We start from the raw sequence: 20,339 nt of genomic DNA on the forward strand, positions 1-20,339 counted from the left end.
CTGGGGGAGGAAACCCCTTTTTGAAAAAAGGGGTTTCCTCCCCCAGACCCCCACCTTCCCCAAAAACTTTTCATGGGGGTGAGGTGTTCTTGTACGAACACTGACTGATGCTTGAAAGTGGTAAAATGGAATTATGAGGGGTTTGCGTCCAGAGCGGTAGCCGACGCGATTGCCGCACCTCGCCCCAGAACCCCTTTAAACCTTTCCCCCTGTGGGGGTCCGGGGGCCTCAGGCCCCCGGCCGCCGGAGGCATTCTTCCTCCGTCAAGCATGCCCTGCGGCATAGCCCGCTCGACGGAAGTCCCGCTCCCACTCACCGTGGCGGCAACGCCGTTCCCCCTTAACCCCTTGTCTCCAGGTGGGATTCCAAAGGACTCAGCCCTTTGGCCGCCGGAGGCACTCTTCCTCCGTCCCACTACCGTCGCCGCCATATAGGCGCAGTGTCGCCTGTCCTGGCAGGTTGGCCACGCCGTGGTGGGTAAGTTGCACCGGCGTCGTGTCGCGGCTGCGAAAGGTCACCAGAAAATCCCCGGCCCGGGTCAGGATGGATATGACGGTGTTGCGGCTCTCCAGTTCCTGGTGTGACAGGCTGGCCCGACGCTCGAAATCTTCGTGGCTCATGGCCGAGAAGCCGAGATTGAAGGTGTATTCGCCCGGGGCCAGATCGAGTTTGACGTCAAAGCGCACCCGCAGACTGCTGCCGGCCGGGGTCAGGGTCGGATGGTCGCTGTCAAATTGCAGGCTGTTTTTGCCAAAGACGATGACGCGCTTGTCGTTAATAAGTTCGACCCCGGCCACGGCCACTTCCAGATCATGATGCACGGCGTAGCGGCAAAAAATCGAAATGGTTTCGCCCTGCTCAAAACTGCGGCAGGGCTGGCCCGAAACGTCGCACACGGCCACATGGGTGCAGCCGGCCCAGTCGTTTTCCGCTGCGGCCACGGTCGAAAGATCGAGAAAGGCTTCGGGCACCGGCCAGGGATCGTCGGCCTGGGCTTCGGGCGGCAGATCGAGGCCGCGCACGGCGTCGCCGAGGTCAGCCGGGGCGTAGCCGCCGTCGCCCACCATATAGCGTTTGACCGCTGCGGCCGCATCGCCCAGGTACGTGACCCGGCCGCGTTCGAGCAGCAGCCCCCGGTGGCAGAACTGGGCCACGTCGTTCATGGCATGGGAGACGAGCACCACCACCGTGCCATGGGAAAGAAGCCCTTCCAGGCGCTTGTAGCACTTTTGGCGAAAAAAAACGTCGCCCACAGCCAGAGCCTCATCGATGATGAGCACGTCTGGCTCCAGGCTCGTGGTCACAGCAAAGGCCAGACGCAAAAACATGCCGCTGGAATAGGTCTTGACCGGCTGGTCGAAGTGGGCCCCGATATCGGCAAAGGCGGCGATGTCATCCAACCGCTCGCTCACCGTGGCCCGGGGAATGCCGAGCACGGCGGCGTTGACGTAGACGTTTTGCCGACCGGTGAATTCCGGTTTAAAGCCTGAGCCGAGTTCCAAGAGCGCCGTGGTGCGCTCGGGCAGGACCACCTCGCCGGCGGTAGGCTCCAGAACGCCGGCCAGAACCTGGAGCAAGGTCGATTTGCCGGCCCCGTTCTTGCCGATGATGCCAAAGGCCTCGCCCGGACCGACCTCGAAGGACACGTCGCGAAGCGCCCAATGCTCGCGGTACAGCGGCTTGCCGCCAGGGAAAAGCATCTGGCGCAGTCGGTCCTGGGGCCGGGAGTACAATTCGTACATCTTGGACACGCCCCGGGCGGCGATGATTGGGGCGTCAGACGGCATCGGCAAACAGCCTCTTGATATTGATAAAAAAGGCGTAGCCGACCAGCATCACCCCGGCCGAGACCAGGGTCACAACGCCAAGGGCCGGCCAGTCGGGCATCTGGCCGTAGATGATGGTGCGGCGCAGATGATCGACCACGGGATGCAGCGGATTAAGAGCCAAAAGGCCCCGGTACGGCTCGGGTACGGCCGAGAGCGGATAGAGGATGGGAGTGGCGAAAAACAGGAGCTGGACGCCAACACCGACGATATTCCCGAGATCCTTGAGAAAAACGCCAACAGGTGCGAGCAGCCAGCACATGCCAAGGGTCAGCATGGTCAGGGGCAGATAGGCCAGCGGGGCAAAAAGCGCCGTGGCCGGCAGGCGTCCCGTGGTCACGAGCACGCCGAGTGCCACCAAAGCGAGGCTGACCAGGGATTCCAGTACGGCCGCCAAAATGACGCCAACTGGCAAGATTTCCAGCGGAAAAAGGACTTTTTTAATGAAATTAACGTTTTCCGACAGTATCCGGGGGGCGCGGTTAAGGCTCGTGGCAAAGACCTCGAAGGCCGACAGGCCGGCAAAGAGGATCAAGGCGTAGCCAGCCACTCCGCCATCGCCGCCGCCGGCCCAGGAGGGCTTGAAAACAACGGAGAAAACGAAAGTATAGACAGTAAGCGTGGCCAGGGGCGAGACGAGGCTCCACAGCACGCCGAGCTGCGCCCCGTGATAGCGGGAGGCAAATTCGATGCGGGCGAAGGTGGAAAGCACTTCCCGGCGACGCCAGAAGGCGCGGACAAAGGCCACGGGGCTGATACCTGCCAACAGACCGGACCATAACGATCCGGCCCGGGGCCGCCGCACGACCATGGCTTTGGGTGATACATGCATGGAGCCGGTTGCATATTCGATCAAATTGACGCATGTCAACGCATCCGCCGCAACCCCCGAACTTTTAAGCCGCTTCGGACGCCCCATGCGCATCACTATCGACGCCAGTTCCTTATCCTATCCCAAGCGTACCGGCATCGGCCGCTGCCTGGAATCCATCCTGCCCCATCTGGCGTCTCTGGCTGCCGGGCGCGACGAAATCATTCTCGTTTCAGGCCGTCCCATCGTCAATGCCACGGCGCTTACCCTGCTGGAATCCGGCCATCTGCGGGCCGTCACGGCCAACATGCCGTCGCTCTACGCCTGGCAGCAGACCGGTCTGGCCTGGCAGATCAGAAAAGCCGGGTCCGACGTCCACTACGCCCCGGACGGCCTGCTGCCCCTGGGCTTTTTTGGCCGGTCGGTGGGGGTGGTCAATGATATTTTATGGAAGCGTCTGCCCCAGACCCTGCCCTGGCATATCCGCCTCGTTTTCGCCCTGCGCCAGCGGGCCAGTCTGGCCCGTCTGACCATCCCGCTTTCCCTTTCGGCCTTTACCCGGCGCGAACTGCTGCGCCTCTACGGCCCCATGGCCGCCCGCACCCGGCCCACCGACCTGTGCGCCGTGGACCACAGTCGTTTCCGCCCGGCAACGGCCGACGACGCCGCACCCCTGGCTGATTTTCGCACCCGCCACGGCCTGCCCGAAAATTTTGTCTTAAGTGTGGGCAACCTCATGCCGCACAAAAATCTGGGCGTCGCCCTGCGGGCCATGGCCCGGCTGCCGGAGAACGTTGCGCCGGTCCTGGCCGTGGTCGGCCATGGCGACGCCACGTCTCTGGCCGCCGCCATGCCCCCGGGTCTTGCCCCCGAGCGCGTCCGCTGTCTGGGCTATCTGTCCGATGCGGACGTGGGGCTGGCCTACCGGGCAGCGACGGCGTTCGTCTTTCCGTCGCGCTACGAGGGCTTTGGCCTGCCCCTGCTCGAAGCCATGGCCAGCGGCACGCCGGTTGCCTATGCCGACGCCGCTTCGCTGCCGGAAGCGGCCGGTGTGGCCGGCCTCGCCTTTGCCCCGGATGACGACGCCGCCCTGGCCGGCCTCCTGACCCGGCTGCGTACTGACGACGCCGAGCGTTGCCGTCAGGTTGCACTCGGTCTGGATCGTGCTGCCGCCTTTTCCTGGGAGGCCTGCGCCGAACATGTCTACGCGGCGCTCACCGAGGCCTCGGGACTGCGCCCAATTCTACCCAAGGTCAGCATCGTCACCCCGTCCTACAATCAGGCCGCCTATCTGCCCCAGACCCTGGAAACCGTGGCCGCCCAGCAAGGGGTCGCCGTGGAGCATCTTGTGCTCGACGGCGGTTCCACGGACGCAACCCCGGACATCCTGGGCCGCTGGAGCGACCGGCTGGCGTATTGGCGCTCGGCCCCGGACGCCGGCCAGACAGCCGCCCTGGCCGAAGGCTTTGCCCGGGCCACGGGCGAGGTGCTGGGCTGGCTCAATTCCGATGATTATCTCGTCAGCAACGACGCCCTGGCCGCCGTGGCCCTGGCCTTTGCCCGCCATCCCGAGGCGGTCATGGTCACCGGCGATACGGTGCTGACCGACGCGGACGGCCGTCCGGTCATGATCGATATGGTGCTGGCACCCTCGGCCCGGCAAATGCGCCACACCATGGCCGTGGCCCAGCAGTCCACGTTTTTTCGCAAAAGCGCCTATCTGGCGGCCGGCGGCATGGACACGGCCTTTGCCTACTGCATGGATTTCGACCTCTTTGAGCGCATCAGCCGGCAGGGCCGCATCATCCGCATCCCCAAGACGCTGGCGGCCTTTCGCCTGCACGAATCGGCCAAGACCGCCACCTGGCAGGAAGTCTTTCGCCGCGACGTCTACGCCTGCCAGCACCGCCACGGCCAGGGGCTGCTCCATGAACTGGCCATCAAACTGGTGACCCTGGAAGTGCGCCTGGGTTCGGTTTTGGCCCAACTCGGGGCCTTAGTAAAAGGCCGCGCGCTCCCCAGCCAGATCAATTGCCGCCTGGAACCCCTGCGCGCCTATGCCCGCAGAAAGCACCATCTCGCCGGATAAGCCATGCGCATCGCCATAAACGCCCGCACGCTGGAGTATCCTTCCGGCGGCCCGAAAGAATACCTGATAAGTCTGGTCAACGCCCTGCTGGCCCTTAATACAGGCCACGAACTGGTGCTCTATTATCCCCACGCCAGCCATCTGGGCACCTTTGCCGGTGCCACGGAAATCGTGCTGCCGGTCAGAAACCGGCTGGCCTTTGACTGGCTGGCCCTGCCGCTGGCGCTGCGCCGCCGCCCCTGCGACGCGGCCTTTTTTCCCTCCTCCAACATGCCGCCCGCCATCCCCTGCCCGGCCGTGGTCGCCATGCTGGATCTGGGCTATTTCCACCCCACCTTGTCCATGTACCGTGCCGCCGACACCGCCTACATGCGCTGGGCCATCCGCTACAGCGCCAGACGGGCCAAGCGGCTTGTCGCCATATCCGAGTACACCCGCCATGACGTCCTGCGCCTGACCAAGGCCCGGCCGACGCAGGTGGCGGTCACCCATCTGGCCTGCGATCCCCTCTACCATGCCCCGGTGGATGCCAGCGCCCTGGCCGGGTTTCGCCGCCGCCACAACCTCGACCGCCATTTCATTCTCTACAGCGGCAATATCTCGCCGCGAAAAAATCTGCCCACCCTGCTGGCCGCCTACGCCCGCATGGCCGATCTTGCTCCGTGCGATCTGGTCCTGACCGGCGGTCTGGCCTGGAGCGAAGATTTTGACGTCCTGGTGCGCGAGGCCGGCCTGACCGACCGGGTGCGCCGGCTGGGGCATGTGCCCCGGCATGAAATGCCGCTGCTCTACCGCAGTGCCCATGTCCTGGCCTTTCCCTCGCTGTTTGAAGGTTTTGGCCTGCCCATCCTGGAAGCCCAAGCCTGTGGCGTGCCGGTGATCTGCGCCGATGCCACGTCCCTGCCCGAGGTGGCCGGACACGGGGCGCTGCTGGTCGATCCGCATTCCGTGGACGCCTGGGCCGTGGGACTCGCCCGCATCGTGACCGACCACGCCCTGCGCCAAGCGCTGAGAGACGAAGGCTACGCCAACGAAGCCCGCTTCACCTGGGAACGCACCGCCGTTGCCACCCTGGACGCCCTGATCGCTGCCGCCGGCTGATGCCCCCTTGGCTGCGCCGCTGCGTCTGCGGCGATTCCAGCGGTTGCAGGCTTTTTTAGTTTACGGTATGAACTGTACGGGAATTCAGTGCGCCTTCCAGGCCGAAAGTCGGCCACAACAAATACTAACCGCAGAGAAAAACAGGGGAAAAGATCATGAGCAAAAAACGCATCGTCGTCATCGGCGGCACGGCGGCCGGCCCCAAAGCCGCGGCCCGGGCCAAACGGTTGGATCAGACGGCCGAAGTCACCCTGCTGCAAAAGGCCCCGGAACTGTCCATGGCCTCGTGCGGCTATCCGTATTACGTGTCCGGCGAAGTCCGGGATCGGGCCATGCTGCTGGCGACACCGGTCGGGGTGGTGCGCGATCCGGCCTTTTTCGCCGGGGCCAAGGGTGTTGCCGCCCTGGTCGGCACGGAAGTGACGGCCATTGACCGCGCGGCCCGAACGGTTGCCTGGAAACGCGCCGCCACCGGCGAAACCGGCCATCTGCCCTATGACAAACTCATCCTGGCCACGGGTTCGATGCCCAAAGTGCCGCCCATCCCGGGCCGCGAACTGGCCGGAGTGACCACGCTGTCGAGTCTGGCCGACGCCGATGGCCTGCGGGCTGTTGCCGCCGCTGCCAAGGGCGGGCAGGCGGTCATTGTCGGCGGCGGGCTTATCGGCATGGAAACCTGCGAAGCCCTGGTGACCGCCGGCATGGCCGTTACCGTGGTCGAGGCCCTGCCCCACATTTTAAGCTTTCTCGATCCCGAACTGGCCCTGCTGGTGGAAAAGCATGCCCGCGCCAAGGGCGCGACCATCGTCACCGGCGTTGGCATCAGCGAGATCCTCGGCGCAGCAGGCAAAGTGACCGGCGTTCGCCTGGCCGATGGCCGGGAACTGCCGTGTTCGCTGGTGGTCATGGCCATTGGCGTTTCGCCAAACGTGGCCCTGGCCAAGGCGGCCGGCCTGACCCTTGGCGCGACCGGCGGCATTGCCGTCAACGCGCATATGACCACGTCCGACCCGGACATCTACGCTGCAGGCGACTGCGTGGAAGTGTTAAACAGGCTGACCGGCAAACCGATGCTGGCCCCCTACGGCGATCTGGCCAATCTCGAAGGCCGGGTGGCCGGGGAAAATGCGGTCCTTGGCGACAAGGCGACCTTTCCCGGAACCATCGGCAGCGGCATCTGCAAGGTGTTTGATTTTGCCGCCGCGTCCACCGGCCTGTCCGAACGCCGGGCCAGGGAAGCCGGGTTTGAGGTGGTCACGGCCATAAACGCCGGCCCGGACATTCCGGGCTTCATGGGTGCCAAGCCCGTTGTCTCCAAGATCGTGGTCGAAGCGGGCACGGGACGCATTCTCGGCTTTGCCTGCGTCGGTGCCGGCAATGTCAACCGGCAGGCGGCGGAAATGGCCATGGCCATCCTTGGCGGGCTGACCGTGGACGATGTGGCCATGGCCGATCTGCCCTATGCCCCGCCCTATTCCCTGGCCATCGATCATGCCATTGGAACGGCCCATATCGTTCAAAACAAGATGCGCGGCCTGATGCAGGGCCAGTCGTGTGTGGCGGTCAAGGGCCGGCTCGATGCCGGGGAGACGCCGTTTCTGCTGGACGTGCGCGGCCCCAAGGAATTTGAGGAAATGCGTCTGGGCCTGGGCGAGACGCTGGTGCCGCTGGGGCAGTTGCGAAAGCGCCTGGGTGAAATGCCGGCAGACAAAAACGCGCCCATTGTGGCCTATTGCAAGGTGTCCATGCGCGGCTACGAAGCCGAAAGCATTCTGGAAGCGGCAGGCTATACCAATGTGACGGTCATGGAAGGCGGGCTGGCGGCCTGGCCGTTTGCCCTGGAGAAATAGGACAGCTGGCGCGGCTTCGGGAGGGCCGGGAGGACAATCCCGGCCGTTTGGGCTACAGGACAAAAAAACGCCTGGAGCCGCGCCATGAAAAGCTACCGCAAGGAACTCTGGTTCACTGTCCCGTCGCGTCGGGGGTTTCTAAACATCACCCGGGACGCCCAGGCCAGCCTTGACGCATCCGGCATCCGCGAAGGCCTGTGTCTGGTCAACGCCATGCACATTACGGCCTCTGTCTTTATAAACGACGACGAATCCGGCCTGCACCATGATTATGAGGTATGGCTGGAAAAGCTCGCCCCCCACGAGCCCGTCTCGGGCTATCGCCACAACGTCGGCGAGGACAACGCCGACGCCCACATGAAACGCCAGATCATGGGCCGGGAGGTTGTCGTGGCCGTGACCGAGGGCCGCCTCGATCTCGGGACATGGGAACAAATCTTTTACGGCGAGTTCGACGGCCGCCGCAAAAAGCGGGTCTTGGTCAAAATCATCGGCGAGTAGCTTTTTCGCAAAGGAGAGGCCCATGTCCTTGTCCGATATTCCAACCGATCGTCTGCATCGCTTTCGCGAACTGCTCGGCCTCTCGGAGCTGCCGGAAAACCCGCTGGCCCGTTGGGCCGACGTCCTTGGGGCTAGGCCCGAAGACTTTGCCGAGCGCATCCAGGCCTTTGTCCAGGAGTCGCCGCAGTTGCGCATCGTCCAGGACAACCTGCCCGACCCGTCCAAACTGCGCCGCAACTGGATGGAATGGTTCTCGGGCCTTTTTCGCCAGGGGCTTGGCGACGAACTCCTCACGCGCCTGTGGCGCAGTGGGCAGGCCCATGTGGCCTACAATGTGGACCACCGCCTGATCAGCATGGCCTACGCCCTGGCCCGGGTCTTTTTGCACGAAAAAGTCGTGGCCAGCGTGCCGGGAAACGATGCCCCGCCTGTACTGCGCGCCATTGATGCCTTCATCGATTTCAGCCTGCTCGTGGAGACCGACGCCTTCGTGACCTTTGCCACCCGGTGCGAACTGGACGTCATCCAGGGCATCGCCCATCAGGTGCGAAACCCCATCATGGTCATCGGCAGTCAGGCCCGGCGGCTTGTGCGCCTGCGCGGCCAGGACGTCGAGGTAACGGCCGCGGCCCAGGTGGTGCTGGAGGAAGCGGCCCGACTGGACGCCCTGGCCCGCTCGGTGACCCATTACATGGACGTGTCGCAACGCGAGCCGGCGGCCGAAACAACGCCCCTGTCGCCGATCCTGCAGGCGGTCCTGGCCCGGATTGCCGCCCAGCCCGATCGGCTAAAGGTCGTCCTCGACGTGGCCGTCGCGCCCGAGGCCGACCGCCTTGCCATGGCCCCAAACGACCTCGACACCTTGCTTTTTGCGCTACTGGATAACGCCGTGCGCTACGCCGCGCCCGAGAATCCGCGCGTCAGCGTACTCTGCCAGCCCAATAACGGCCGCCGGGGTTTCGCCATGCTGACCATCGAAAACACCGGCCAGACCCTGACCGCTGAAGAACTGACCCGGATTTTCAGCCCGTTTCATTCCACCGACCCCATGGCCACGGGCATGGGGCTGGCCATGGCCAAGACCATCGCCCGGAAATATTCCGGCGGCATCGCCATGGGGCTGATCGAAGGCGGGACGCGTTGCGTCCTGACCCTGCCCTTGGCCCAGGAGGGGGCAGCCCCGCCCGACGCCTCTGCCCCCCGCTAACGCGTCCCCGGGAAACGCCCTTTTAGGTGGCGCTGGCGTAGAGGGTCTTTATGGACTCGCCAAGCTTTTGGGCCAGGGGCGAGGCGGCCATGCGATCCATCACCACTTCGATATAGGTTCCCGTGCCGCAAGTCTCGGCCCGGGCCAGGGCCTGCTCCAATGCGGCGTTGGTGGTGACCTTGGCACAGTACCAATCGGTGAGGCCAAACGCGGCCGGCAACTGGGTATAGTTCCAGGGGGCCAGATCGTTGTAGGCGCTCATGGGGTTTTTGCACAAAAGGCGCTCGATCAGATAGCCGTCGTTATTGAGGCAAAAAACGATGGGCTTTAAGCCGTGCAGGCCGAATTGGCCCAATTCCTGGACCGTCATCTGATGGGCGCCTTCGCCGGTAAAAAGGATCGTGCGCCGCTCGGGCGCAGCCAGGGCGGCCCCGAAAGCGGCCGGCGTGGCCCAGCCGATGGCTCCCCACAAGGTCTGGTTGAAAAATTCCGCGCCCTCGGGCATGAGCGCAAACCCCAGGCCCATGGACACCGTGCCGGTCTCGGCAATGACCGCGTCGCCCGGTCGCAAAAACTGCTCCCAGCGCGGATAGAGATAATCCGGCGTGATGGGATCGTCGGGGCCGCCCTTGGGTTGGCCCAGGCCCTTGGCCCGGGGACCGGCCATGGGCTTGTGCGGCAGGGCCGTGGCCAGCCCGGCCAGGACGTCGCGCATCTCCACATTGGCAAAAACGGCGTGGCCGATGCGCACCTCGTGCTGCATGACGGCAATCATGCGGCTGGGATCGATGTGGGCGGTAAAGGCCCCGGTGTTAAAATCGCTCCAGATCGCCCCAAGGTTTAAGACGCATTCGCAACCTTCCACAAAATCGCGCACTTCAGGATTCATGATGCGGCCGTCGTAGAGGCCGACATAGCCGGGCAGCGTCTCGTCCAGGGCGGTCTTGTCCATAAACATCGTGGCAAAGGGCAGTCCGGTGCGACCGAGCAGTTCCCTGGCGGCACCGCGCAGCCCCAGGCGCGCGATGAGATAGCCGGCCAGGACGACCGTCGAGCCGGCGGCGGCGACCTTTTCGGCAATGGCTTCAATGACGGCGGCCAGGGTCGCGGGATCGCTTTGGGGCGCTTCCGGGGCGCAGACGTATTCCCCGGGCAGGGGCTTGTCGGCCTGATCCTGGGGCAGGGCCATGTAGACCGGCCGGTTGCGGGAGCCGGCCGCCTCGATGCAGCGCTCGATCTGGCAGGCGGCGTTTTCGGCGGTCAAAATGGCGCTGGCGCAGACCACCGGCTTGGTCATGGCGGCATAGGCGTCAAACTGCCCGTCGCCGAGGGTATGGTGGACGATGCGCCGGGAGCGCTGGGTGGAAATACTCGGCATGCCGACCAGATGAAAAATGGGCAGATGCTCGGTGTAGGAGCCGGCCACGCCGCACAGCGCCGAAAGCTCGCCCACGCCGTAGGTGGTGCACAGCGCCGAGCGGCCTTTGATGCGGGCGTAGCCGTCAGCGGCGTAGGCGGCGTTGAGTTCGTTGGTGCAGCCGATCCAGCGCATGTCGGGATCGTTGTCGATGGCGTCGTTTAAGGCGAAGGAGAAATCGCCGGGCACGCCAAAGACGTCGGTGACGCCGATTTGCTTTAAACGGGTCATAAGCAGTTCGATGACAGTCTGGCTCATGGGCAATCCTCCGGGAAGTGGCGGCCGGCTGGGAAGCAGCGTCGGCCAGGGCGCGGCCGCACGGCTGGCGACCCTTGGCGTGAAAATCTCCGGCCAACATACACGCAGCCAAGGACCGAAGCAACGCCGGACAGGCTGTCCCTGCGCCCGGCGGCCCGGAAGACGGCGGGGTGCATGGACAGCCCGGCAAAAATATGTTGCCATAAGCATAACGCTGCCGGACACCACCGGCCGGCCACGCTCTGGAGGACGCCATGCCCATTGATCTCAAATGCTACGCCACCCTGGCCCCGCTGACCCCGGACAACGCCAGCGCCTTCCCGCTCAAGGACGGAGAAACAGTCCGTGCCCTGGCCGAGCGGCTGACCATCCCCGTCGATGAAATCAAAATCGTCTTCGTCAACGGCCAGGCCGCCGAGCTGGACCGGGTGTTGGCAGACGGCGACCGGATTGGCCTTTTCCCGCCCGTCGGCGGCGGCTGAAGCGGCAATAAGCCCGGCCGCCGCAGCAATACCCCGGCCGTCTTTACGCCGCCGCAGCCGTGTGCCTGGGGCGACGACGCCTCCCGCGTCCGGCCCGGACGGCCTCAGTAGCGGGGCTGCCCGTCAAGCCACAACGCGTAGGCCTCAAGGCCGATGTCGGCCATGCGCCGGTTATTAGCCCGCCAGCGTTCGGCCAGCCCCGGCGGCAGTCCCGGGTCGCAGGCCGCAAAGTCGGCGCAGGCAAAACAAAAAGCCAGCCCCCGCTCCCGGACGCAATCCTTGACCCGGCAGTCGCCCAAGAGACATGTCCCGGTGCGACAGCTTGCACAGCCGCCCTGGCCAAGCCGCGTCAGGACGCGTTCAAATTCAGGGTAGGCGGCAAATACCGGATCAAGCTGGCTGAAAAACGCTGCCCGTCGGCCGAAGCCGCCCAGTTCCCGGGCCAGTTCCCGGGCGTGGCGGCCGATGGGGCTGTCGGGATTGTCCAGACAGCGGCCGCAGTCCAGCCCGCAGGGGGCGATGCGCCGCAGTAACGCGTCATCCGTCATGTCGCTGCTCCTTATGGCCGGTGGGTGCCGATCCTGTTTTGCCGGCGACTCCGGCCGCCAACCCGGCCAATACCTGTTTTTTTCACGTCCAGAGTTCCTCCCACGGCAGGCTCAGGGCCAGACCGCCAGACTAAGCCCAAATGTCGCCGCCGCCAGCACAGGGACCAAAAAGCCCCGCCACCGGCCCAAAAGCCGGCCAAGCCCCAGACACACCGCCACAGGGACCAGAAAACACACCGCAAACTTGGCTGCAAGCGGCAATCCTGTCCCGACCAAAACGTATTGTAAGACAATGACCATGGGGAAATGCAGGAGATAAAGAGCAAAGGAGGCTTGGGCCAACCCCGGCCGTCGCCACAGCGAGCGCGCCCCGGTCCGGGCCAAAGCCACAGCCAGCAGGCCCATAACAGCCAGGGCAAAGCCGGTGCGGGCCAGGCCGTGGGCCAGCAGCAGCCAGTCAACACCGGGAAAGGCCCCCAGGGTCACAATCCGGCTGGCCACCATAAGCGCAAAAAAGACAACAGCCCCAATCCCCCAGTCCCAGAGACGCCCCGGGACGCCATACGCCACGAACCAGCCGTGTGCCCAGGCAAAAATCCCGAGCAGGAAAAACCCAGCATACTGGGGAAGCCGCGCCGGCTGGAAAGCCAGGAAAGGCCCCAGTCTGCTCCAGGCTGCATCCGGCCAACAAATCTGGCCAACGCCCGCAGCCAGACCAACGCCCAAGGCCAGCAGGCCAAACCGCCCCCAGCCCGGCCCGCCCGCTCTGGCCGGCCGACTCGGCCCGGACCCGGCAACAGGCCGGGCGGCGGCCAGGGCCAGACAGAAAAGGAACAGCAGGGGCAGAAACCACAGATGGTACGACCACACCATATCCCGGGTGGCCGAGGTTGCCTGGTTTGCGGAAAAAAGCTGGAAGCGCCAGTCGGCCAGCGAAGGCAACAGTGCCAGCCAACGCATAAAAAAGCCGCCCGTCCCGCCCTTGTCCAAGAAATCCACATAGGCAATGACCGGGCAATAAAAAAGCGTCAGGCCGACAAGCGGGACAAGGAGGCGCCGGGCCTTGCCAATGACAAATCCGGCCGGGCCGTGCCGCTCAAGGGACGGACAGGCGAAATAGCCGGCCACGCCAAACAGCAGCGGCATGGGAAAGCCGTCGGCCAAGGCCAGCACGAAATCCATCAGCCGCGTTCGGTCCGGATCGGTCACATACCACCAGGGAACCACCGTGCCGTAGGCCACGCCGGCATGCAGAGCCACCACGGCCAGCACGCCGACCAGGCGCAGGGCGTCCAGGGGGGCAATGCGCCCACCCGCCGCAGTCTGGGTACTCATACACCCTCCTCGTCCAGAGATTGGCGCACAGCGGCAAGGCCGGCCATGGAAAAACGAAAGCAATGGGCAGCCAGTTCGGCCCAGTGCCCGGTCATGGGCGGATGGCCGGGAAGTATCCGCTGCACGGTCGGCCACATAAGCGCCTGATACAGGCACGGCCCGAGCACGCTGGACATGCAGGCCATAAGCACCGGCACAGGCGCGTTGCGGCCGAGCAATTCGGCCATAAGCTCAAGTACAGCCAGGGTCTGGGGCCGGCTGTGGCGCTCCACCATATCGCCGAGAAAGGGGGTCGGGTTGGCCAGCTCCATGGCCCACAGCCGCAGGAAGGCGTCGCCGGCCTCGCCGTGGCTGAAAAGTGTCTGGCAAAAGACCTCAAGCAACAGCCGCAGCCGCTCCTCGGCCGAAGTCCCCTCGCCGGCGGCAAGGCGCAGGCGCATTTGCCGGTCGCCCTCGGTAAAAAGCACCTCCAGCACGGCTTGGTAGAGCTTGTCCTTGCCCCCGAAATAGTACTGCACGGCATTGAGATTGACCCCGCCGGCCTCCCGGCAGATGTCGCGCACCGTGGCCGCCTTGTAGCCCTTGGCGGCAAAGGTGCGCAGCGCCCCCCAGAACAGCCGTTCCCTGACCCCGCTTGCTTCTTCGGCCATGGCTCCTCCCAAACAAATGTATTAAACACTTGTTTATCAGCCAGTGCCAGCAATTGCCGGTAGCGTCAAGCCCTGGCAGTGGCCTGCACCCAGGCGTGAGTCCTGAAGCGGGGCGGCAGATTCCGGCCCAAGTCCCACCGCGAGAATCTCATATTGGCACCCCCCTTGTAATTGCGGATAGTGGTCTTATTTTTGACCAGGAAAATAGGGAATATCCTGAAGACTCCTATCTGTGGAATCCCTGGCGTCCGCCCCCTGGGGATAGGGCTGTTGGAGGTTATCGAACGACATCCAGGTTCTGGCGTCTTTTCGAACCAACAAGAAGGCGTTGGCGCTTGTTCATAAATAATCTGTGTCAGGCACTGCCCTGGAGAGCACCATGAACACGAAAGGCGCTGCGCTGTTATACGCCATTGCCTCCATATTGATTATCGCTGTCTTAGGCTCTGCAACCTATACCATGGTGTCTTCAACTGTTGGCACAACGCTTGAAGGCAACCGCTCCGATGCAGCCACCTATGCCGCCTACTCCGGTGTCAATTATGCCAGGGCGCAGACCGACGCAAACCTCGCCGACCTCGTCACAGCCGGAGCCACTGACTTCACCTTGACCAATGACGCCACCTTTCGTCTCACCGTCGGCGCAAAAAACATTGGAACGGGGATCTATCCCGTCACGGTTCTTGGCACGGCCAACCCGGGAACGGCAATCGTATCCAACGCATATGTCACGGGCAATGTAGTGCCGGCACCATCTGGTGGTGGTACAACCGATCCTTCGGATACTGCGGGCATTTTTGGCAAAAGCGCCAAGGTGGCGGGGTACGTCGGTGGGGATGTCATGGCTGAAACCGTGACGCTTCAAGGCGGCTCGACCGTTACCGGCTCCATCACTTCGACTTCAACCACGACGCCCCTGACCGTCTCGGGCGGGGTGACCGTGGGCGGAGCCGGCGCATTTCTCTGTTCCAACACCGACATCACCGTCAGTGGCGGTTCCCAGGTCGTCAACGGCAACATCTACGCCCAGGGAGACGTGCTGATCGACGGCGGTGCTACGGTTAACGGCACCATCTACGCCAAGGGCACCGTGACCATTAACGGCGGTGCCACGGTCAACGGCGACATTCACAGTCTTTCCACTGTCAATTTTCTCAACGGCCGCATGGGCACGGCCTCGACCAAGCGATTCATCTACGCCAGCGGGACAGTCACCGTCACCGGCGGTTCGACCATCTACGTCGATATCCACAGCCAGAACGCCATAGCCCTGCAAAACATCACGGTCTACGGCAATATGTATGCCCAAAACGGCGTCACCACGACCCAGTGGCAGACGCATCTCTACGGCAGCATCTTTACCAACCCAACCGGCCCAACATCTCCCGTGGCTTGCGCCACATACGCCCCGCCGACAGCGCCGGTTTTTACCGCAACAAATCCCATCAGTATCAACAGCGCAATGACCTTTACTGCGGGGAATTACTATTATACAACATTTACTACGTCGTGGACCGACATATGCCTTGACGTTTCGGCTGGAGACATCAATATATTTGTATCTGGAAATGTTTCAAGCAATGCCACACTCTACGTCAAAACGAGTAGCTCTGGAAACTGCTTCGCCAACAGTAATAGAATGGACAACATTGGCGAGACATTTTCCGCAGCGGCCGCCAAAGTTTTTCTGTACACCGGCGGCACCTTCTCCCTCGGCGGCGGCGTCGATTGGTTTGGAACGATCCTGGCGGCAGGCAATATCAACCCTGGCGGCGGCTCATCCATCATTGGCTCGCTGCAAAGTATAAATGGAGCCATCAATCCCAACAACGCCTGGTATGAAATAAAGTACGTCGGCTCCAACTACCTCAACAGCCATTGAACCGCAGCCCCGGCACCACAACAAAAAAGGCCGGATCACTCCGGCCTTGTGGTACTTGTGGTTTTTTTGGAGAGGGCGTTGGTTACACTCCCATGATATTGTAGCCGGAATCGACAAAAATGACCTCGCCGGTGGTGCCCGAGGACAGGTCCGAGGCGAGATAGAGGGCGCAACGCCCGATGTCTTCCAGGCTGATGTTGCGGCCAAGCGGCGAACGGTTCTCAATAGTTTCAAGGATGGTGCGAAAGCCGGTGATGGCCGAGGCGGCCATGGTCTTGACCGGACCGGCGCTGATGGCATTGATGCGAACGCCCCGCTTGCCCAGATCCACGGCCAGATAGCGCACGCTGGCTTCCAGGGCCGACTTGGCCACGCCCATGGCGTTGTAGTTGGCGACAACCCGGCCGGCTCCGTAGTAGCTCAGCGTCATCACCGACGCGCCCGGGGACAACAGCGGCTCAAAAGCCCGGCACAGGGCCACCAGGGAATAGGCCGAGACATCAAGCGCCACGCGAAAACCCTCGCGGCTGGTGTCGATAAACCGGCCGGTGAGATCCTCCCGATTGGCATAAGCGATGGAATGGACCAGACAGTCAACGCTCCCCCACTGCTCGCGCACGCCCCCGGCAGCGGCGGCAATCTCGGCGTCGCTGGACACATTGCACTGAAAGATGAAATCAGCTCCCAGCGCAGCGGCAATAGGCTCGATGCGCTTGCGGATCGGTTCGGCGGCGTAGCCCAGGGCCAGTTTCGCGCCCTGCTCGCACAGCGATTTGGCAATGCCGTAGGCGATGCTGCGCTCATTGACCACGCCAAACACCACGGCTTTTTTGTCTTGCATCAACATTGCACAACTCCTTCTCGCGCCCGGCAGACTGACGTCCCGACCGGGACAGGCGGCCGGGCGGCCGTTAGGGACGGATCTCGGCCTCGCGGATAATGCCGGTTAACAGCAGGTCCAGCACCCGGTCCACGCGTTCGCGGTCGGTGTCGTCATAGAGATTAAGCCCCCCGAACACGCCGGACTGCCGGGAACGCACGACCAGAAAGATGACCGCGCCGCCCAGTACAGCCACAACAGCGGTCAGATCAAGGGTTTCCGGCACTTCGCCGGTGACGGTCTCGAAAAATTCCAGCGCCGCCCGCACCCGGGGATATTCCAGCAGCCGGGTATAGCGGTTTCGCGACATAAGTTCCCAGGCCAGGATGTCCAGCGTTCGCGGCCGGGCCAGCAGCCCCCGGATGGTGGCCTTGAAGAAATGGGCCAGTTGGGCGCGCGGCGGCATGGCCGCGAAACGCTCAGCCACTTCTTCGCGCAGTTCTGCAACCGTGGGCCAAAAGGCCTCCGACTGGCCAAAGGCCGTGACCATGTCGTCGAGATCCTGGAAATGGCGCAGCACAACAGCCCGCTCCAGGCCCGCCGTCTTGGCCACGGCTTCCAGGGACAGGCCGTCGAAACCCTGCCTGGCCAGCAGATCGCCAAGCGCTTCCAGAAGGCGCAGGCGCACGGTGCGCGGTTTGCCGATGGGAATGACTTTGACCCCGGTCATGGGGAATCCTTTAGGCGCGCCGCGCCCGGACAAAGACGTCCACGGCAACCAGCAGGGCCAGGGCCATGATCGAACCGTCACGAATAAAAGTGACCATGGAAATGCTGTCATCGGCCTTGGTGGTGAAACAGCCGCACTGGGTGGCGATGCCCTTGTGCTGGGCCCAGGCCATGGCCGACAGGAAGACGGCCATCATGAGGCAGGCAGACAAGGCCGCGCCCCGGGCCATGCACCCGGTCAACAGGCACATGCCCACCACCACCTCGATCCAGGGCAACACCAGGGCCACACCGGCCACGGCCATATCGGGCAGAATCTGGTAGTTGCGCATGATCTTGGCAAAGGCCATGGGATCGACGATCTTGTCCCAGGCCGCAGCCAGAAAAATAATGCCCAGGGCCAGGCGGGCCAGAATGCCGAGAGTTCTCACGCGCCACCCTCCATGGGTCCGCCAACGGTCCGCCAGCCATCCAATCCTTCCGGCATGACCGTCACATAGGGAAAGCCGGCCGTGCGCAACGCCTCGGCCAGTTCCTTGCTTTTGTCGCACAGCAGATTGCCGCAATAGACCACAATCCGGTCTTCGGTTGTAAGCCCGAGGGATTTGGCCGCTGCGTCCAGGTCGCCGTACATGGCTTCCTGGGGCAGATTTTTGGCCCCGGCCACCCGCTGTCCGGCAAATTCCTCGGCCGTGCGGGCGTCCACGAAAACCACCCCGGGCTTGCCAAGCATGGTCAGGGCCGCGTGGGGTTCAATGGTTTCCAGCCCGCGGCGCAGCGCATCGCGCTTATCCAGGGCCGCAAAATCGATGACCCAGGGCACAGGTTCCGTCCGGGCCATGTTCATGGCCACGGACAGGCCCGCCCCGAGCACGAGGATGACCGCCAACTCCAGCCACAGCGGCGTGAGCCACCGCGTTCCAACCTGCGCCATACGTTCCTGCCTTGACAAGATTTCCCGCCCACGAGCATATGCTTTGGGCACAAGGCCCAAGCTATCCTACCCGCCGGCCAGAACGCAACCCGTAACCCCCCGTAACCCCGGAGACGGCCATGTCCGACACCGCTTCCCCGCCACAAATCGAAAACGCCTCGCCCCAGGCCGTGCGCGCCCTGCTTGCCGCCGCACGTCCCGGGGAGGTTTCGCTCCTTGATGTCCGCATGGAACCGGAATACGAAGAATTCCATCTGCCGGGCGCGACACTTCTGCCCTTGCCCGATCTGCCCGACCGCTTGGAGGGAATCGACAAAGGCAAACCCGTCGTGGTCTACTGCCGCTCAGGCGCGCGCAGCGCCGCTGCGGCCCGGCTCCTGGCCGGAGCCGGGTTTCCCCGCATCGTCAACATGCTGGGCGGGGCCATGGCCTGGCAGGGCGCGGCAGCCATTGGAGCACCGGACGCCGGCCTGACGCTGCTTTCCGGCAACGAAACCCCGCGCCAGATCTTGCGCGCGGCCCTTGGCATGGAAGCGGCCCTGGGCGCGTTTTATAAAAAACTGGCCAGCACGGCCCCAGACGGCGACGCCGCCGCCACCTTCACCCGGTTGGCTGTTTTTGAAGACCGCCATTTAGCCCATGTGCACAGCCTCTATGCCAAGGAAACCGGTGACACAGCCGAACTGGCCAGCCTGCTCGCCAACGTCGCGCCCGAACTTGAAGGCGGGCTGCCGGCCGCCGACTTCCTGGCCCAGCTTGGCGGTGAACCGGCCTCGGCCCAGGAGGCCCTGGAACTGGCCGCGTCTGTTGAGGCCCAGGCCCTGGACCTGTATTCCCGACTGGCCGGGCGCACCGAAAATGCCGACGCCAAAGCCCTCTATGGAAGCCTGGCCCAGGAGGAAAAAGCCCATTTGCACGCCGTGGGCGTCCTTTTATCCCGCATCGCAACCGCCTAAGCCAAGGAGCTTTTCATGCAACCCGTCAATTTCCTCATGAACATCTTGTGGCTCATCCTCGGCGGCTTCTGGATGGCCATCGGCTGGTATCTGGCCGGCGTCGTTATGGCCATCACCATCATCGGCCTGCCCTGGGCCAGGGCCTGTTTCGTTCTGGGCAACCTGTCCCTGTGGCCGTTTGGCAAGGAAGTCGTGGATCGCCGCGACGTGTCCGGCCACGATATCGGCACCGGCACCCTGGGTTTTATCGGCAACGTGATCTGGTTCGTACTGGCCGGGGTCTGGCTGGCCATCGGCCATCTGCTGGCGGCCGTGGCCAACTTTGTGACGATTATCGGCATCCCCTTTGCCCTGCAGCATCTCAAGCTCGCCGGTCTGGCCCTGGCCCCCATCGGCAAGACCGTCATCGAAAAACGCTACTAAACCGAGGAGCGCCCGTGCAGTATCTGCTCCTTGCCCTGGCCCTGACCGCCGGCATGTTCATGCCCATCCAGGCCGGTATCAATTCCAAGCTGGCCGGCATGGTGGATGGGGCCATCCCGGCCGCCTTCGTGTCGTTTCTGGTTGGCACGCTGGCCCTGGCCGCCATTTTGGCCGTCATGGGCCAGGGCGTCCCCGTTGCCACAGCACTTAAAACCTCACCCTGGTGGTACTGGATCGGCGGCACCATGGGGGCATTTTTCGTCACAGCCACGGTGATTCTGGCTCCGCGCATCGGCGGCGGGGCCATGATCGCCCTGACCCTGGCCGGACAGGTGGCGGCGTCCATGGCGCTGGACCACTTCGGGCTACTCGGTTTTCCGCACATCGCCTTTGACGGCAAGCGTCTGGCCGGCTCCATCCTGCTGCTGGCCGGCGTCTACCTGATTCGTTATTAAGGGAATCCGGCACTTCCGCACATTCCCCCCCTTTCGGTCCCGCCCCGGGACCGATGGCCAGTCGG

20 protein-coding genes are annotated in these 20,339 nt (G+C 63.8%); 10 read left to right on the forward strand and 10 right to left on the reverse strand.

The features are described from left to right. Nucleotides 1–374 precede the first annotated feature (374 nt). Both GTA51_RS13765 and GTA51_RS13770 read right to left on the reverse strand, forming a co-directional pair. Nucleotides 375–1,787: an ABC transporter ATP-binding protein gene (locus tag GTA51_RS13765; protein ID WP_160962104.1), complete on the reverse strand. Its 1,413-nt coding sequence runs from the start codon at nucleotides 1,785–1,787 to the stop codon at nucleotides 375–377. Further along, the gene (locus GTA51_RS13770; protein WP_246198139.1) at nucleotides 1,777–2,682 is read right to left on the reverse strand and encodes an ABC transporter permease; all 906 of its coding nucleotides are present in this window, start codon (nucleotides 2,680–2,682) and stop codon (nucleotides 1,777–1,779) included. Before GTA51_RS13770 ends, GTA51_RS13765 begins: the two co-directional genes overlap by 11 nt. A 61-nt stretch (nucleotides 2,683–2,743) precedes the next feature. Here GTA51_RS13770 and GTA51_RS13775 point away from each other — a divergent pair, with 61 nt between their 5' ends. The 5 genes from GTA51_RS13775 to GTA51_RS13795 all read left to right on the forward strand — a co-directional run bounded on the left by GTA51_RS13775 (nucleotide 2,744) and on the right by GTA51_RS13795 (nucleotide 9,385). Beyond that, nucleotides 2,744–4,726: a glycosyltransferase gene (locus tag GTA51_RS13775; protein ID WP_160961989.1), complete on the forward strand. Its 1,983-nt coding sequence runs from the start codon at nucleotides 2,744–2,746 to the stop codon at nucleotides 4,724–4,726. A 3-nt stretch (nucleotides 4,727–4,729) separates the two neighbouring features. Then, nucleotides 4,730–5,827, forward strand: a complete 1,098-nt coding sequence (locus GTA51_RS13780; protein ID WP_160961991.1) for a glycosyltransferase family 4 protein — start codon at nucleotides 4,730–4,732, stop codon at nucleotides 5,825–5,827. A gap of 155 nt (nucleotides 5,828–5,982) precedes the next feature. Beyond that, nucleotides 5,983–7,677, forward strand: a complete 1,695-nt coding sequence (locus tag GTA51_RS13785) for an FAD-dependent oxidoreductase (RefSeq protein WP_160961993.1) — start codon at nucleotides 5,983–5,985, stop codon at nucleotides 7,675–7,677. A gap of 84 nt (nucleotides 7,678–7,761) precedes the next feature. Continuing rightward, nucleotides 7,762–8,178, forward strand: coding sequence for a secondary thiamine-phosphate synthase enzyme YjbQ (locus GTA51_RS13790; protein ID WP_160961995.1), 417 nt, complete (start codon nucleotides 7,762–7,764; stop codon nucleotides 8,176–8,178). Between the two features lie 22 nt (nucleotides 8,179–8,200). Continuing rightward, complete coding sequence (locus GTA51_RS13795; protein WP_160961997.1) at nucleotides 8,201–9,385, forward strand: sensor histidine kinase; 1,185 nt, start codon at nucleotides 8,201–8,203, stop codon at nucleotides 9,383–9,385. A 22-nt stretch (nucleotides 9,386–9,407) separates the two neighbouring features. Here the strand turns inward: GTA51_RS13795 and GTA51_RS13800 are convergent, their stop codons facing one another. Next, on the reverse strand, nucleotides 9,408–11,060 hold the full coding sequence (locus tag GTA51_RS13800) for an alpha-keto acid decarboxylase family protein (RefSeq protein WP_160961999.1): 1,653 nt from the start codon (nucleotides 11,058–11,060) through the stop codon (nucleotides 9,408–9,410). 254 nt (nucleotides 11,061–11,314) lie between these two features. Here GTA51_RS13800 and GTA51_RS13805 point away from each other — a divergent pair, with 254 nt between their 5' ends. Continuing rightward, the gene (locus GTA51_RS13805; protein ID WP_160962001.1) at nucleotides 11,315–11,542 is read left to right on the forward strand and encodes a MoaD/ThiS family protein; all 228 of its coding nucleotides are present in this window, start codon (nucleotides 11,315–11,317) and stop codon (nucleotides 11,540–11,542) included. A 104-nt stretch (nucleotides 11,543–11,646) separates the two neighbouring features. On the opposite strand, the gene GTA51_RS13810 is transcribed toward GTA51_RS13805, so the two are convergent. From GTA51_RS13810 to GTA51_RS13820, 3 genes are all read right to left on the reverse strand, one after another. After that, nucleotides 11,647–12,090, reverse strand: a complete 444-nt coding sequence (locus GTA51_RS13810; RefSeq protein ID WP_160962003.1) for a DUF3795 domain-containing protein — start codon at nucleotides 12,088–12,090, stop codon at nucleotides 11,647–11,649. A 111-nt stretch (nucleotides 12,091–12,201) separates the two neighbouring features. After that, on the reverse strand, nucleotides 12,202–13,425 hold the full coding sequence (locus GTA51_RS13815) for an acyltransferase family protein (RefSeq protein ID WP_160962005.1): 1,224 nt from the start codon (nucleotides 13,423–13,425) through the stop codon (nucleotides 12,202–12,204). Further along, a complete protein-coding gene (locus tag GTA51_RS13820) occupies nucleotides 13,422–14,075 on the reverse strand; it encodes a TetR/AcrR family transcriptional regulator (RefSeq protein WP_160962007.1) in 654 nt (217 codons plus the stop codon). Before GTA51_RS13820 ends, GTA51_RS13815 begins: the two co-directional genes overlap by 4 nt. Nucleotides 14,076–14,454: 379 nt before the next feature. Between GTA51_RS13820 and GTA51_RS13825 the strand changes: the two genes are divergently transcribed. After that, on the forward strand, nucleotides 14,455–15,957 hold the full coding sequence (locus tag GTA51_RS13825; protein WP_160962009.1) for a polymer-forming cytoskeletal protein: 1,503 nt from the start codon (nucleotides 14,455–14,457) through the stop codon (nucleotides 15,955–15,957). 82 nt (nucleotides 15,958–16,039) lie between these two features. On the opposite strand, the gene GTA51_RS13830 is transcribed toward GTA51_RS13825, so the two are convergent. The 4 genes from GTA51_RS13830 to GTA51_RS13845 all read right to left on the reverse strand — a co-directional run bounded on the left by GTA51_RS13830 (nucleotide 16,040) and on the right by GTA51_RS13845 (nucleotide 18,440). After that, on the reverse strand, nucleotides 16,040–16,804 hold the full coding sequence (locus GTA51_RS13830) for an enoyl-ACP reductase FabI (protein ID WP_160962011.1): 765 nt from the start codon (nucleotides 16,802–16,804) through the stop codon (nucleotides 16,040–16,042). Between the two features lie 64 nt (nucleotides 16,805–16,868). Then, a complete protein-coding gene (locus tag GTA51_RS13835; protein ID WP_160962013.1) occupies nucleotides 16,869–17,507 on the reverse strand; it encodes a TetR/AcrR family transcriptional regulator in 639 nt (212 codons plus the stop codon). A 10-nt stretch (nucleotides 17,508–17,517) separates the two neighbouring features. Further along, entirely contained in the window at nucleotides 17,518–17,937 is a 420-nt protein-coding gene (locus GTA51_RS13840) for a MauE/DoxX family redox-associated membrane protein (protein WP_160962014.1), read from the reverse strand. After that, a complete protein-coding gene (locus GTA51_RS13845; RefSeq protein ID WP_160962016.1) occupies nucleotides 17,934–18,440 on the reverse strand; it encodes a rhodanese-like domain-containing protein in 507 nt (168 codons plus the stop codon). The genes GTA51_RS13840 and GTA51_RS13845 overlap by 4 nt, the downstream gene beginning before the upstream one ends. Before the next feature lie 119 nt (nucleotides 18,441–18,559). Here GTA51_RS13845 and GTA51_RS13850 point away from each other — a divergent pair, with 119 nt between their 5' ends. The 3 genes from GTA51_RS13850 to GTA51_RS13860 are packed head-to-tail and all read left to right on the forward strand — an operon-like array spanning nucleotide 18,560 to nucleotide 20,274. Further along, on the forward strand, nucleotides 18,560–19,396 hold the full coding sequence (locus GTA51_RS13850) for a rhodanese-like domain-containing protein (protein WP_160962018.1): 837 nt from the start codon (nucleotides 18,560–18,562) through the stop codon (nucleotides 19,394–19,396). A gap of 15 nt (nucleotides 19,397–19,411) precedes the next feature. Next, nucleotides 19,412–19,819, forward strand: a complete 408-nt coding sequence (locus tag GTA51_RS13855; protein WP_160962020.1) for a YccF domain-containing protein — start codon at nucleotides 19,412–19,414, stop codon at nucleotides 19,817–19,819. Between the two features lie 14 nt (nucleotides 19,820–19,833). Then, complete coding sequence (locus GTA51_RS13860; protein WP_160962022.1) at nucleotides 19,834–20,274, forward strand: DMT family transporter; 441 nt, start codon at nucleotides 19,834–19,836, stop codon at nucleotides 20,272–20,274. Nucleotides 20,275–20,339 lie beyond the last annotated feature (65 nt).

The organism is Solidesulfovibrio aerotolerans (assembly GCF_009856865.1).
GTDB classification, from domain to species: domain Bacteria; phylum Desulfobacterota; class Desulfovibrionia; order Desulfovibrionales; family Desulfovibrionaceae; genus Solidesulfovibrio; species Solidesulfovibrio aerotolerans.